The following is a 15371-nucleotide window of genomic DNA, read 5'->3' as shown; positions in this document are numbered from 1 at the left end:
CTGTTGCCTGAAAAAGGGGTCATCATGGAAAAATTAACCTGTTTTAAAGCCTACGATATTCGCGGCAAGCTGGGCGAAGAGCTGAACGAAGACATTGCGTGGCGCATCGGCCGCGCGTACGGCGAATACCTGAAACCACAAACTATCGTGCTGGGTGGCGACGTGCGTCTCACCAGCGAATCCCTGAAGCTGGCGCTGGCGAGAGGGCTACAGGACGCGGGCGTCGACGTGCTGGACATTGGCCTTTCCGGTACCGAAGAGATCTATTTTGCCACCTTCCACCTGGGCGTGGACGGCGGTATCGAAGTGACGGCCAGCCATAACCCGATGGACTACAACGGCATGAAGCTGGTGCGCAAGGGCGCGCGTCCTATCAGCGGCGACACCGGTCTGCGCGATGTGCAGCGTCTGGCCGAGGCCAACGACTTCCCGCCGGTGAACGAAGCGAAGCGCGGCAGCTATAAGCAGATCAACCTGCAAAAAGAGTACATCGACCACCTGCTGGGCTACATCAACGTGGCGAACCTCAAACCGCTGAAGCTGGTGATTAACTCCGGCAACGGCGCGGCAGGCCCGGTTGTCGATGCACTTGAAGCCCGCTTTAAGGCGCTGAACGTGCCGGTGACCTTCGTCAAAGTGCACAACACGCCTGACGGCAACTTCCCGAACGGTATTCCTAACCCGCTGCTGCCGGAGTGCCGCGACGACACCCGCAACGCGGTGATTGAGCACGGCGCCGATATGGGTATTGCCTTTGACGGCGATTTCGACCGCTGCTTCCTGTTCGACGAGAAAGGGCAGTTTATCGAAGGCTACTACATCGTTGGCCTGCTGGCGGAAGCGTTCCTTGAGAAAAATCCGGGGGCGAAGATCATTCACGATCCGCGCCTCTCCTGGAACACCGTCGACGTGGTGAAGGCCGCGGGCGGCGAGCCGGTAATGTCCAAAACCGGCCACGCGTTTATCAAAGAGCGTATGCGCGAGGAAGACGCCATCTACGGCGGCGAGATGAGCGCCCACCACTATTTCCGTGATTTTGCCTACTGCGACAGCGGGATGATCCCGTGGCTGCTGGTGACTGAGCTGCTGTGCCTGAAAGGACAGAGCCTGGGCGAACTGGTGCGCGACCGCATGGCGGCCTTCCCGGCGAGCGGGGAGATCAACAGCAAACTGGCACAGCCCGCTGAGGCCATCGCCCGCGTCGAACAGCACTTTGCCATTCATGCGCTGGAAATTGACCGTACGGATGGTATCAGCATGGCGTTCCCGCAGTGGCGCTTCAACCTGCGCTCTTCCAACACCGAGCCGGTGGTGCGCCTGAACGTTGAGTCCCGCGCCGATACCGCGCTGATGGAAGCCCGAACGAAGGACATTCTGGCGCTGTTGAATCAGTAAAAAGAAAACCTTACCCCTCACCCTAACCCTCTCCCCAAAGGGGAGAGGGAACTTGAACACCCTCTCCCCTTTGGGGAGAGGGCCGGGGTGAGGGGCGAGGGGAAAGGTTTAGAACTAAAGGAACAACGATGACAAATCTAAAAAAGCGCGAACGAGCGAGAACGAATGCATCGTTAATCTCTATGGTGCAGCGTTTTTCTGATATCACCATCATGGTCGGCGGACTGTGGGCGGTGTGTTGGGTCAGCGGGCAGTCGTTCTTATACATGCACTTGCTGATGGCGTTGATTGCGCTGGTGGTGTTTCAGATGATCGGCGGCATGACCGATTTCTATCGTTCATGGCGTGGCGTCAAAATGACCACCGAACTGATGCTGCTGCTCCAGAACTGGACCTTAAGCCTGATTTTCAGCGCAGGCCTGGTGGCGTTCAGCCATGATTTTGATAATCGGCTTGTGACCTATCTCTGCTGGTATCTGTTAACCAGCGTTGGCATGGTGGTCTGCCGCTCGCTGATCCGCTTTGGCGCGGGCTGGCTGCGCAACCGTGGGTATAACCGTCGCTTTGTTGCCGTGGCGGGCGACCTGCCGGTGGGACAGGTGTTGCTCGACAGCTTCCGCAAAGAGCCGTGGTTAGGTTTTGAAGTGGTGGGGGTTTATCACGACGCGAAGCCCGGCGGCGTACCATCTGACTGGGCGGGCAGCTACGAACAGCTGATAGAAGACGCGAAAGCCGGCAAAATTCACAACGTCTACATCGCCATGCAGATGAAAGATGAATCCCGCATCAAGACACTGATGCGCGAGCTTGCCGATACCACCTGCTCGGTGATCCTCATCCCTGACGTGTTTACCTTCAATATTCTCCACTCCCGTATTGAAGAGGTGAACGGGGTACCGGTTGTTCCGTTGTACGACACGCCGCTGTCGGGGATTAACCGCGTGCTGAAGCGCGTGGAGGATATCGTACTTTCGTCCCTGATCCTGCTGCTCATCTCCCCGGTGCTGTGCTGCATTGCGCTGGCGGTGAAGCTCAGCTCTCCGGGGCCGATCATCTTCCGTCAGACCCGCTACGGCATGGACGGTAAGCCGATCATGGTTTGGAAATTCCGCTCCATGAAGGTGATGGAGAACGACAAGGTGGTGACCCAGGCGACGCAGAACGATCCGCGCGTCACCCGCGTGGGTAACTTCCTGCGCCGTACCTCGCTCGATGAGCTGCCGCAGTTCATCAACGTGTTCACCGGCGGGATGTCCATCGTCGGGCCTCGTCCTCACGCCGTGGCCCATAACGAGCAGTACCGTACCCTGATTGAAGGCTACATGCTGCGCCATAAGGTGAAGCCAGGCATCACCGGCTGGGCGCAGATCAACGGCTGGCGCGGCGAGACCGACACGCTGGAAAAAATGGAAAAACGCATCGAGTTCGATCTGGAGTACATCCGCGAGTGGAGCCTCTGGTTCGATATCAAGATTGTTTTTCTGACCATTTTCAAAGGCTTCGTGAACAAAGCGGCGTACTAAGATGAGCTTACGAGAAAAAACCATCAGCGGCGCAAAATGGTCAGCCATGGCCACCATCGTCATCATTGGCCTCGGCCTGGTGCAGATGACGGTGCTGGCGCGCATTATCGATAACCACCAGTTTGGTCTGCTGACCGTCTCGCTGGTGATTATCGCCCTGGCCGATACGCTGTCGGACTTTGGTATCGCCAACTCCATTATCCAGCGCAAAGAGATCAGCCATCTTGAGCTGACCACTCTCTACTGGCTTAACGTCGGGCTGGGTATCTTCGTCTTTGTGCTGGTGTTCCTGCTGAGCGATGTGATTGCCAGCGTGCTGCATAACCCGGACCTGGCGCCGCTGATGCGCACCCTGTCGTTTGCTTTCGTGGTGATCCCGCACGGGCAGCAGTTCCGCGCGCTGATGCAGAAAGAGCTGGAGTTCAACAAGATCGGCATGATTGAAACCAGCGCCGTGCTGGCGGGCTTTACCTTCACCGTGGTCAGCGCCCATTTCTGGCCGCTGGCGATGACCGCCATTCTCGGCTACCTCGTTAACTCTGCCGTGCGCACGCTGCTGTTTGGCTTCTTCGGCCGTAAGATTTATCGCCCGGGACTGCATTTTTCGCTGGCGTCTGTTTCATCCAACCTGCGCTTCGGTGCGTGGCTGACGGCAGACAGCATTATCAACTATGTGAATACTAACCTCTCTACGCTGGTGCTGGCGCGCATTCTGGGCGCGAGCGTCGCGGGTGGCTACAACCTGGCGTATAACGTCGCGGTTGTCCCGCCGATGAAGCTCAACCCAATCATTACCCGCGTGCTGTTCCCGGCGTTCGCCAAAATTCAGGACGATACAGAGAAGCTGCGCGTGAACTTTTACAAGCTGCTCTCCGTGGTGGGGATCATCAACTTCCCGGTACTGCTGGGGCTGATGGTGGTCGCCAGCAATTTCGTACCGCTGGTGTTTGGCGAGAAGTGGAACAGCATCATCCCGATCCTGCAACTGCTGTGCGTTGTTGGGCTGCTGCGCTCGGTGGGGAATCCGATTGGTTCTCTGCTGATGGCGAAGGCGCGCGTGGATATCAGCTTCAAGTTCAACGTGTTTAAAACCTTCCTGTTTATTCCGGCAATTATTGTGGGCGGTCACATGGCGGGCGCCATTGGCGTGACGCTCGGCTTCCTGCTGGTGCAGATCGTCAATACCGTGCTGAGCTACTTCGTGATGATCAAACCGGTGCTGGGCTCCAGCTACCGTCAGTACATTCTCAGCCTGTGGCTGCCGTTTTATCTCTCCTTACCGACTCTGGCGGTGAGCTACGGCCTGGGCGTGGTGCTCAACGGGCATCTGCCGCTGGCGGCGCTGCTTGCGGTGCAGGTCGCGGCAGGCGCGCTGGCATTCGGCGTGATGATTGTACTGTCACGCAATGCGCTGGTGGTTGAGATAAAGCGCCAGTTTTGCCGTAACGAAAAAATGAAAACGCTGCTTCGCGCAGGCTAATTTTACGAGGCCATTATGAAATTACTTATTCTTGGCAACCATACCTGCGGCAACCGTGGCGACAGCGCCATCCTGCGCGGTTTATTGGATGCAATTAACACCCTTAAGCCTGAGACAGAAGTGGATGTGATGAGCCGTTATCCGGTCAGCTCATCCTGGTTACTGAACCGCCCGGTGATGGGCGACCCGCTCTACAGCCAGATGAAACAGCACAACAACGCTGCGGGCGTGATGGGGCGCGTGAAGAAAGTACTGCGTCGCCGCTACCAGCATCAGGTGCTGCTTTCTCGCGTAACCGACACCGGCAAGCTGCGCAACATCGCCATCGCGCAGGGCTTTACCGATTTCGTGCGTCTGCTGTCCGGCTATGACGCCATTATTCAGGTGGGCGGTTCGTTCTTCGTCGACCTGTACGGCGTGCCGCAGTTTGAGCATGCACTCTGCACCTTTATGGCGAAAAAACCGCTGTTTATGATCGGCCACAGCGTCGGGCCGTTCCAGGATCCGCAGTTCAACCAGCTGGCGAACTATGTCTTCGGCCACTGTGACGCGCTGATCCTGCGTGAATCGGTCAGCCTCGACATGATGAAGCGCAACGAAATCGACACCACCAAAGTGGAGCACGGCGTAGACACCGCCTGGCTGGTGGATCATCAGGATGACAGCTTCCAGGCCAGCTACGCGGTACAGCACTGGCTGGACGTGGCGGCAAAACAGAAAACCGTCGCCATTACCCTGCGTGAACTTGCTCCCTTCGATAAACGCCTCGGCACGACTCAGGCGGCGTATGAAAAAGCCTTTGCCGAGGTGGTGAACCGCGTGCTGGACAGCGGTTACCAGGTGCTGGCGCTTTCCACCTGTACCGGTATCGACAGCTACAACAAAGATGACCGTATGGTGGCGCTCAACTTGCGCAACCTGGTGAACGATCCGTCCCGCTATCACGTGGTGATGGACGAGCTGAACGACCTTGAGATGGGCAAGCTGCTCTCCGCCTGCGACCTGACCGTGGGCACGCGTCTGCACTCGGCTATTATCTCGATGAACTTCGGCACGCCAGCCATCGCCATTAACTACGAACACAAGTCCGCGGGCATTATGCAGCAGCTCGGTATGCCGGAAATGGCCGTCGATATTCGTCATCTGCTGGACGGATCTCTGGGTGCGATGGTGGGCGACACGCTCGGCCAGCTGCCTGCGATCAACGAACGTCTGGCGGTGGCGGTGAAAGCCGAACGCGAAAAAGGTATTGGCATGGTGAAATCCGTCCTCGACCGCGTCCGGGAGGGGAAATGAAGGTTGGTTTCTTCTTACTGAAATTTCCGCTGTCGTCTGAAACTTTTGTGCTGAACCAAATCACCGCGTTTATCGATATGGGGTATGACGTGGAGATTATCGCCCTGCAAAAGGGCGATACGCAAAACACCCATGCGGCGTATACCCAGTATGGGCTGGAGGCGAAAACCCGCTGGTTGCAGGACGAACCCGCCGGACGGATGAACAAACTGCGCCATCGCGCCGGACAGACGCTGCGCGGCCTGCATCGCGCCTCGACGTGGCGGGCGCTGAATATGTCGCGCTATGGGGCGGAGGCCCGCAACCTGATCTTATCCGCCATTTGCGGGCAAACGGCCCAGCCGTACCGGGCCGATGTCTTTATCGCTCACTTTGGCCCGGCTGGCGTCACGGCGGCAAAACTGCGTGAGCTGGGGGTGATTGACGGCAAAATCGCCACCATTTTCCACGGTATCGATATCTCCAGCCGTGAAGTGCTGAACCACTACACGCCGGAATATCAGCAGCTGTTTCGCCGTGGTGACATGATGCTGCCGATAAGCGACCTGTGGGCCGGGCGCCTGAAAACCATGGGGTGCCCGAGCGAGAAAATCACCGTTTCACGCATGGGCGTGGATATGGAACGCTTCACCCAGCGACCTGTCAAGGTGCCGGGCAAGCCGCTGCAAATTATCTCTGTTGCCCGCCTGACCGAAAAGAAAGGGCTGCACGTAGCCATCGAAGCCTGTCGGCAGCTGAAGGCACGCGGTGTGGGCTTCCACTACCGCATCCTGGGTATCGGGCCGTGGGAGCGTCGCCTGCGCACGCTGATCGAACAGTATCAGCTGGAAGACGTGGTCGAGATGCCGGGCTTCAAGCCGAGCCACGAAGTGAAGGCCATGCTCGACGAGGCGGATGTGTTCCTGCTGCCTTCCGTAACCGGCGCTGACGGCGATATGGAAGGCATTCCCGTGGCGCTGATGGAGGCGATGGCCGTCGGCATTCCGGTGGTCTCGACGTTACACAGCGGGATCCCGGAGCTGATCACCTCTGAACACTCCGGCTGGCTGGTCCCTGAAAACAATGCGCTGGCGCTGGCGGATCGTCTGGCCGCGTTCAGTGATATCGATCAGCAGACGCTGATCCCTGTGCTGCAAAATGCGCGGCAAAAAGTTGAAGCAGAATTCAATCAGCAGGTGATTAATCGCCAGTTAGCGAGCCTGCTGCAAACGCTGTAACGCTGAGGTTGTATGCTGAAAAAGATTACCCGACGCCGATTTGTCTCTTCTTTATCCGTCCTGGCTGCTATGCCGCTGTTGTCGCCCCGCGCTGCGCGGGCGGCAACCGGGAAGACGGTTTCTGTCGATCGCTACAACAATAACGACTGGATCGCCGCCTTCAGGCAGGCATTTGCCGAGGGCGATACCGTTGTTGTTCCCGCCGGGTTAACCTGTGAAAACATCAATACCGGCATTTTCATTCCTGATGGCAAAACCCTGCTGATCCGCGGTGCGCTGAAGGGCAACGGCCGCGGACGATTTGTACTCCAGGAAGGCTGCAAGGTCATTGGGGAAGGTGAGGGTCGTACGCATAACATCACGCTGGACGTGCGTGGCTCCGACTGTGTCATTAAAGGGCTGGCGATGAGCGGCTTCGGCCCCGTCACCCAGATCTACATCGGCGGTAAAAAGCGGCGAGTGATGCGCAACCTGCTCATCGATAACATCACCGTGACGCAGGCCAACTACGCGATCCTGCGTCAGGGGTTCCACAATCAGGTGGACGGTGCGCGCATTACCAATAGTAAATTCAGCCACTTGCAGGGTGACGCGATTGAGTGGAACGTGGCGATTAACGACCGTAACATCCTGATCTCGGACCACGTGATCGATAACATCAACTGCACCAACGGCAAGATCAACTGGGGCATAGGCATCGGGCTGGCCGGCAGTACGTACGACAATGATTATCCGGAACAGCAGACCGTTAAAAACTTCGTGGTGGCGAATATCACCGGCAGCAACTGTCGGCAGCTGGTCCATGTCGAAAACGGTAAACACTTTGTGATCCGTAATATCAAGGCCAGCAATATTACCCCTGACTTCAGTAAAAAGGCCGGAATTGATAACGCGACAGTAGCTATTTATGGCTGTGATAATTTCGTTATTGATAATGTCGATATGGTCAACAGCGCCGGAATGCTAATTGGCTATGGCGTGATCAAGGGCGATTATCTGTCGATACCGCAGAACTTCAAACTTAACGATATTCGCCTGGATAACCGACAGCTTGCCTATAAGCTGCGCGGGATACAGATTTCCTCCGGCAATGGCACGTCGTTTGTTGCCATCACCAACGTGGAGATGCAGCGGGCAACGCTTGAGCTGCATAACAAACCCCAACACCTTTTCTTACGTAATATCAACGTGATGCAGGAGTCAACAACGGGACCGGCCCTGAAGATGAACTTCGATTTGCGCAAAGACGTGCGCGGGAAGTTTATGGCTAAAAACGAGACGTTGCTGTCGCTTGCGAACATAAAAGCGGTTAATGAAAAGGGGCAGAGCTCGGTGGATATTGATCGCGTTGATCAACACGTGGTGAATACGGAACGGTTGAATTTTGCGCTGCCGCACAGGTAATCATCCAGACTATTTTGCGACAATTCCTGGAACGAAATCGCGATCTATTCAGATTACAACTACTGTAATTTGTGGTGGGGTGACCTAGGATTACTTCATATTTACGGCAAAACATGCTGGCGAAAACAGGTTTAAAAGCTATAATTCGTCAACCATTTTAAGGTGGAAGAAATAATGATTAATTTGAAAGCAGTCATACCGGTAGCGGGTCTGGGCATGCATATGTTGCCAGCCACGAAGGCAATTCCTAAAGAGATGCTGCCGATCGTTGACAAGCCGATGATTCAGTACATCGTCGACGAGATTGTTGCTGCAGGGATCAAAGAAATCGTTCTGGTGACGCACTCTTCGAAGAATGCGGTAGAGAACCACTTCGACACCTCTTATGAACTCGAAGCGTTGCTTGAGCAGCGCGTTAAGCGTCAGCTTCTGGCGGAAGTTCAGTCTATCTGCCCTCCTGGCGTGACCATCATGAACGTGCGTCAGGCGCAGCCGCTGGGTCTGGGCCACTCGATCCTGTGCGCGCATCCGGTCGTAGGCGATAACCCGTTTATCGTGGTACTGCCCGATATCATCATTGATACCGCTTCTGCCGATCCGCTGCGTTACAACCTGGCGGCAATGGTGGCACGCTTTAACGAAACGGGTCGCAGCCAGGTGCTGGCGAAACGTATGAAGGGTGATCTCTCTGAGTACTCTGTTATTCAGACTAAAGAGCCGCTGGAGTCGGAAGGGCAGGTGAGCCGTATTGTTGAGTTTATTGAAAAACCCGATCAGCCGCAGACCCTGGACTCCGACCTGATGGCAGTCGGCCGTTATGTGCTGAATGCTGATATCTGGGCTGAGCTGGAAAAAACCGAGCCGGGTGCCTGGGATCGTATCCAGCTGACCGATGCGATTGCTGAGCTGGCGAAGAAGCAGTCGGTTGATGCCATGCTGATGACCGGTGACAGCTATGACTGCGGTAAGAAAATGGGGTATATGCAGGCGTTTGTGAACTATGGCCTGCGTAACCTGAAGGAAGGGGCGAAGTTCAGAAGCCGGATTGAGAAGTTGCTGGCTAACGACTGATAGTCCTGCCACGGCCTGAACAACGGCAGTTATCATTTTGGGATGTTAAGACATAACCAAAATGACAACTGCCGTTTTTTTGTTATTAATTTTAATGATTACATAGGGTTATATGATTCAAATCTCAGCAGCTTTGTAGCGATTTGTGCTTGTTTCTGAGGACGTTTAGGACGACAATTAACGCCAGTTTTTGTCTGTAACCAGACAAATAGAATCATTCAATCAAACATCGCTCAGTGCACTGGTAGCTGTTAAGCCAGGGGCGGTAGCGTGCTCAATCTCTGAAACCGTTATTAAACACTCAGGTTTCAGAACCCCAGTATCCAGACATATACACTAGACGGAACAGATAACGTGAAAATTCTTGTGACGGGCGGGGCTGGTTTTATCGGCTCAGCGGTTGTGCGACATATTATTAAAAATACCCAAGACGATGTCGTCAATATAGATAAGCTCACCTATGCCGGTAATCTGGAGTCGCTAACAGAAGTTAGTGATAGCAACCGATATGCTTTTGAACATGCCGATATTTGCGACAAAGACGCCATGGATCGCATCTTTGCAAAGCATAAGCCTGATGCGGTAATGCATCTGGCTGCTGAAAGCCACGTTGACCGTTCTATTACGGGCCCGGCAGCGTTTATCGAAACCAATATTGTCGGCACTTATGTGCTTCTGGAAGCCGCCCGTGCGTACTGGTCTACGCTGGATGAGCAGGCGAAGAAAGCGTTTCGTTTCCATCACATCTCTACCGACGAAGTGTATGGAGATTTGCCGCATCCTGATGAGCATCCTGCATCAACTGAGCTGCCACTCTTTACTGAAACTACCGCGTATGCGCCCAGCAGTCCGTATTCAGCGTCAAAAGCCTCCAGCGATCATCTCGTTCGTGCCTGGATGCGTACCTACGGTTTCCCGACCATCGTCACCAACTGTTCAAATAACTATGGCCCTTACCATTTCCCGGAAAAACTGATTCCGCTGGTTATCCTGAATGCATTGGACGGCAAAGCGCTGCCTATTTACGGCAAGGGCGATCAAATCCGCGACTGGCTCTATGTTGAAGACCATGCGCGTGCACTCTATACCGTGGTCACCCAAGGGAAACCGGGGGAGACGTACAACATTGGTGGACATAACCAAAAGCAAAACCTGGATGTGGTGCATACGATTTGCGATCTGCTGGATGAGATTGTGCCTAAAGAGGGGTCGTATCGCGATCAGATTACCTATGTTGCTGACCGTCCGGGCCATGACCGCCGCTATGCGATTGATGCTGAGAAAATTGGACTTGAGCTTGGCTGGAAGCCTGCGGAAACATTTGAAAGTGGGATTCGTAAAACAGTTGAATGGTATTTGGCAAACACAACATGGGTAGAAAACGTTAAAAGCGGGAATTATAAGACCTGGATTGTACAAAATTATCAAAATCGTTAAGGGCTATCCGCCTCGATATTTATATGGTTAATTAGCTGATAGGGGACGACAATGAAAATTTTAGTGACTGGGGGAACTGGATTTCTCGGTACTGCTTTAGTCAAAACGTTAAGATCAGCAGGTCACCAGGTAATTTTCACTACGCGTCGAGAAGAAAATATTGAACAGGGAAAGTATAATCTTGGCGATATTTCGGCTCAAACGAATTGGACTACGCTTTTACAAGGTTGTGATACTGTCATTCATACCGCAGGAAGAGCTCATATCCTTAAAGATGATGCTGAAGATGCGCTGACAGAATTTCGTCGTGTCAACCATGATGCGACAATGAAATTAGCTAATGACGCTGCAAACTGTGGCGTAAAACATTTCATCTTCGTCAGTTCAATTGGAGTAAATGGTAATTCCACATCGGGAATCCCTTTCAGTGAATCGACACCTGCCAGACCAACGTCAGATTATGCTATTTCCAAGCTGGAAGCCGAGGAAAGCCTTCTCAAGGCATTTTCAGGAAGTAATATGGCAATAACAATCGTTCGTCCGGCTTTAATCTGTGGTCCAAATGCTCCGGGTAATATTCAACGCTTATTAAAGTTAGTGTCTAAAAACCTGCCTCTGCCTTTTAAGTCAGTAAAAAATAAGCGCGCCCTTGTTTCACTGGACAATGTTGTGAGCTTTATAAGCGAATGTACAACAAATGAAAAGTCAAAAAATGAACTTTATCTTTTGGCTGACCAGGAGCATCCTTCAACTGAAGAAATGATTACGGCATTTTCTACCGGGATGGGCATGACAGCGCGGATTGTTTATTTCCCTCGGGTATTACTTAAAATTTTTCTTTCAGCAATGAGGAAAAAAAGTATATATGACCAACTGTATGGCGATCTGGAAGTCGACTCAACGAAATCAAGGGAACAGCTTCAATGGACTCCACCCGTTACGTTGCAGGAAACGATGGTAAAAACAGCGAAGAATTTTATTGAAGGTAAAAAATAATGTTGTATCTGGGGATTGTCGTTTTTGCATTCTTTATCTCATGCGCGATGACCTGGGGTTTAAGGTTGTACGCCATCAAGAATAATGTGATTGATCAGCCAAACCAAAGAAGCTCACATAATGTGCCGACGCCGCGCGGTGGAGGGGTTGCTATAGTATTAACATTATTAGCTGCATTACTATGGTTGGTACTGACGAAACATATCTCTCATGAGACATTTTTAGGCTTCTTCGTGCCGGGCTTATTGATTGCGGTTATCGGTTTTCTCGATGATCATGGACACATTGCTGCGCGCTGGCGTTTGCTGATGCATTTCTTAGCAGCAGCAATAGGTCTCTATTTCTTAGGAACGTTTCCGGATATTGATATATTTGGCTATGTCGTATCTTTGTCATGGTTTGGAATAATCATAGGAAGCGTCTATCTTGTGTGGATGTTGAATCTATATAACTTTATGGATGGCATTAATGGTCTTGCAAGCTCTCAAGCCATTACTTTTTCTCTGTGCAGTGTCGTTATAATAACGCTTAGCCAAAACGCTGGTTCTCCTGATGCGATGACGATGATTGCACTGGTTCTCGCTGGGGCTGCCGCAGGATTCATTGTGTGGAACTTCCCTGTGGCAAGGATCTTCATGGGGGATGCTGGAAGTGGTTTTTTAGGTATTACTATTGGCCTGATGATTCTTTATTTTGCAAAGCTAGATTCACATGTCTTGTTCGCTGAACTTTGTCTGCTTGGCATTTTTATTGTGGATGCAACTACTACCTTGCTTAGAAGATTACTGGCTGGTAAAAAAGTTTATGAAGCACATGCAAGCCATTGCTATCAAATTCTTGCCCGCAAATATAAGAGCCATGTTCCGGTAACATTGGCGGCGATTGCAATAAATATTGTGTGGTTGTTCCCAATTGCATACTTAATCATTTCTGCAAAAATTGATGGAATTGTTGGCATCATCATCGCGTGGCTACCATTGATATTTATCGCTTTCAAATGTGGGGCTGGAGTCAAAGACAAAGAGAATGCATAAATGAATGATCTGATCATTATAGGAGCTGGAGGGCATGGACGTACGCTGTACGAAACTGCTAGACTTTTGGGATATGAAAATATTGTATTCCTCGATGATAATGAATCGTGCTTAAATACTTCAGAGATTCATGTTATTGGGAAAACATCAGATCTTAATCTCTATGCGGACACTGCCAAACATATTGCTATAGGCATTGGCAATAATAAGCTAAGAGAAGTATTCCACCATCAGCTTCAAAGTTTAAGTATTACTCCTACAACGCTGGTACACCCCTTTGCATTTGTGAGTCCGTCCGCTACCTTGGGGAGCGGGAGCGTAGTTTTAGCCGGTGCAGTTATTGGCGCAAACTCAACCTTAGGAGCAGGTACGATAGTTAATAGTCATTCGACGGTGGATCATGATTCGACTCTTGGTGATTTTGCCCACTTAGGGGTTGGCGTGCATCTTGCCGGTGGTGCGAATATTGGGAGATCGGCTTTTCTGCAAGCGGGAACAGTGGGTGGATATAGTGCAACAGTGGATGAGCATGCCATATGCCCTCCCGGTACTATTTTATAAATTAATAGCAAGCTTTAACGAGGCGACTAGTTTTTAGTATGCTAACTTATTTAATTTCTTTGCCAAGACCAATAAAACGGATTATTACACTCTCCATTGATGTTGTTTTGTTAACGTGTGCATTTTGGTTTGCATTTTGGGTTCGTATTGATTCTATGACACCGTTAACTAGCGTATCCCACTGGTTACTGCTCACATCAATAATAGTAATTACTCTTGCCATCTTTGTAAAACTTGGACTTTATAGAGCTGTAATACGTTACATAACCGCGAAAATACTGCTTGTTGTTTCTCTTGGAATGCTAATTTCGTCGTTACTCCTGATTATTGCCGCTTTTTACACAAACCTCTATCTTCCAAGAACCATCCCCTTTATTTATTTCTCGTTCGGGGTATTGCTTGTGGCGGGCTCGCGCCTTGGAATGAGAATGCTAGTTAATCGTGGCTTAAAATTGGGAACACGCGTCATCATATATGGGGCCGGAGCTTCAGGACGACAGTTACTTCCCGCGTTGAGTCAGATGGATGAATACTATCCCGTTGCGTTTGTTGACGACAATCGCTCATTACAGGGGCAGGTTATCCATGGTGTAAGTGTGTTTTCGCCAGAAAAATTGGCATGGCTAATCGAGAAGTATGAGGCTAAGAAAATTCTGCTGGCGATGCCAAGTGCCAGCCGTGCGAGAAAAAATGAGGTGATTTCTACCCTCGAAGGACTACCTTGTGAGGTGCTTTCGATTCCGGGAATGGTTGACTTGGTTGAAGGAAAAGCGAGAATCGATGCTTTACGTAAAGTAGTAATTACCGATCTGTTAGGTCGCGACCCTGTTTCACCGATCCCTGAATTAGTCTCAAAGAATATTCTTGATAAAACGGTCATGGTCACTGGCGCAGGAGGATCTATTGGTTCTGAACTATGCCGACAAATAATCAAAAATAAACCTTCACAACTAATTCTTTTCGAGTTATCAGAATACTCACTTTATTCTATCGATTCTGAGCTAAGAAATTTAATTCTGACACAATCCTTGAATACTAAGATTTACCCAATTTTAGGTAATGTTCAGGATATGGAACATCTTGAAAGGCTAATCAAGGCATTTAACGTTGAGACTATATACCATGCGGCAGCCTATAAGCATGTTCCGCTAGTTGAATTCAATGTTATTGACGGTGTCCGTAACAATATCTTTGGAACTTTGTGCTGCGCTCAAGCTGCCGAAAATTGTGGCGTCGAAAGTTTTGTTCTTATCTCTACAGATAAAGCTGTGCGGCCAACAAACACAATGGGTGCGACAAAGCGTATGGCGGAGCTGATTCTGCAGGCCCTGGCATCAGAATCGCGTAAAACCTGCTTCAGCATGGTCAGGTTCGGGAATGTGTTAGGTTCGTCCGGTTCGGTTGTGCCCCTATTTGAAAAACAAATCGCTGCTGGTGGCCCGGTAACATTAACGCACCCTGATATCACCCGTTATTTCATGACCATTCCTGAAGCAGCGCAGCTTGTGATCCAGGCTGGAGCAATGGGTAGTGGGGGAGATGTTTTTGTGCTGGATATGGGCGACCCGGTTAAAATTATTGATCTCGCCCACCGCATGATTGCATTGCAGGGACTTTCCGTCCGCGATGATAAAAATCCTTATGGTGATATTGCTATCAAAACGACGGGACTGCGGCCTGGAGAGAAGCTTTATGAAGAGCTTTTAATAGGCGATAACGTCTCTATAACACAACATCCACGAATTAAAACGGCTAATGAAGTCATGCTTCCGTGGAGTGAAATGAAAAATATTCTTGCAGAATTAGATATCTCATGTCGCAACTTTGATTATGAACGGGTGCGCAAAATATTGCTAAATGCACCTACTGCATTTAATCCTACTGATGACATCTGTGACTTACTCTGGAAAGAAAACAACAGTTAAGTATTTTAAGTCAGTACCAAAATCTGAAATTA

The 15371-nt window shown here is 51.2% G+C and carries 12 protein-coding genes; all 12 read left to right on the top strand.

The window, feature by feature from the left end; translation table 11 throughout:
- Nucleotides 1-24 precede the first annotated feature (24 nt).
- Entirely contained in the window at nt 25-1395 is a 1371-nt protein-coding gene (gene cpsG / locus ACQG2Q_RS15365; protein WP_063849697.1) for a colanic acid biosynthesis phosphomannomutase CpsG, read from the top strand.
- Between the two features lie 128 nt (nt 1396-1523).
- Entirely contained in the window at nt 1524-2918 is a 1395-nt protein-coding gene (wcaJ, locus tag ACQG2Q_RS15360; protein WP_038416372.1) for an undecaprenyl-phosphate glucose phosphotransferase, read from the top strand.
- 1 nt (nt 2919) lies between these two features.
- Complete coding sequence (gene wzxC / locus ACQG2Q_RS15355) at nt 2920-4398, top strand: colanic acid undecaprenyl disphosphate flippase WzxC (RefSeq protein ID WP_063841326.1); 1479 nt, start codon at nt 2920-2922, stop codon at nt 4396-4398.
- A 15-nt stretch (nt 4399-4413) separates the two neighbouring features.
- Nucleotides 4414-5694: a colanic acid biosynthesis pyruvyl transferase WcaK gene (gene wcaK, locus ACQG2Q_RS15350; protein ID WP_063849696.1), complete on the top strand. Its 1281-nt coding sequence runs from the start codon at nt 4414-4416 to the stop codon at nt 5692-5694.
- Complete coding sequence (gene wcaL, locus ACQG2Q_RS15345; protein ID WP_063849695.1) at nt 5691-6911, top strand: colanic acid biosynthesis glycosyltransferase WcaL; 1221 nt, start codon at nt 5691-5693, stop codon at nt 6909-6911. Before wcaK ends, wcaL begins: the two co-directional genes overlap by 4 nt.
- A gap of 12 nt (nt 6912-6923) precedes the next feature.
- Nucleotides 6924-8315 carry a colanic acid biosynthesis protein WcaM gene (gene wcaM / locus ACQG2Q_RS15340; protein ID WP_096216813.1) on the top strand — a complete coding sequence of 464 codons (1392 nt, stop codon included), beginning with the start codon at nt 6924-6926 and terminating at the stop codon, nt 8313-8315.
- A gap of 174 nt (nt 8316-8489) precedes the next feature.
- A complete protein-coding gene (gene galF / locus ACQG2Q_RS15335) occupies nt 8490-9386 on the top strand; it encodes a GalU regulator GalF (protein ID WP_063849693.1) in 897 nt (298 codons plus the stop codon).
- Between the two features lie 354 nt (nt 9387-9740).
- On the top strand, nt 9741-10823 hold the full coding sequence (gene rfbB, locus ACQG2Q_RS15330) for a dTDP-glucose 4,6-dehydratase (RefSeq protein WP_063849692.1): 1083 nt from the start codon (nt 9741-9743) through the stop codon (nt 10821-10823).
- Nucleotides 10824-10874: 51 nt separating this feature from the next.
- Nucleotides 10875-11819, top strand: coding sequence for an NAD-dependent epimerase/dehydratase family protein (locus tag ACQG2Q_RS15325; RefSeq protein ID WP_063199128.1), 945 nt, complete (start codon nt 10875-10877; stop codon nt 11817-11819).
- Nucleotides 11819-12853 carry an MraY family glycosyltransferase gene (locus ACQG2Q_RS15320; protein ID WP_063849691.1) on the top strand — a complete coding sequence of 345 codons (1035 nt, stop codon included), beginning with the start codon at nt 11819-11821 and terminating at the stop codon, nt 12851-12853. Before ACQG2Q_RS15325 ends, ACQG2Q_RS15320 begins: the two co-directional genes overlap by 1 nt.
- Entirely contained in the window at nt 12854-13414 is a 561-nt protein-coding gene (locus ACQG2Q_RS15315) for a sugar O-acyltransferase (RefSeq protein ID WP_063849690.1), read from the top strand. It abuts the gene before it with no gap.
- Nucleotides 13415-13452: 38 nt separating this feature from the next.
- Nucleotides 13453-15339 (top strand): nucleoside-diphosphate sugar epimerase/dehydratase, encoded by a 1887-nt coding sequence (locus ACQG2Q_RS15310; RefSeq protein WP_063849689.1) that lies wholly within the window; start codon nt 13453-13455, stop codon nt 15337-15339.
- Nucleotides 15340-15371: the final 32 nt, after the last annotated feature.

It is taken from the genome of Enterobacter cloacae complex sp. 370H10, assembly GCF_050031535.1.
Classification (GTDB): domain Bacteria; phylum Pseudomonadota; class Gammaproteobacteria; order Enterobacterales; family Enterobacteriaceae; genus Enterobacter; species Enterobacter intestinihominis.
Note: the sequence above shows the minus strand (reverse complement) of the source record. Positions and strands in the feature narration are given on the sequence as shown.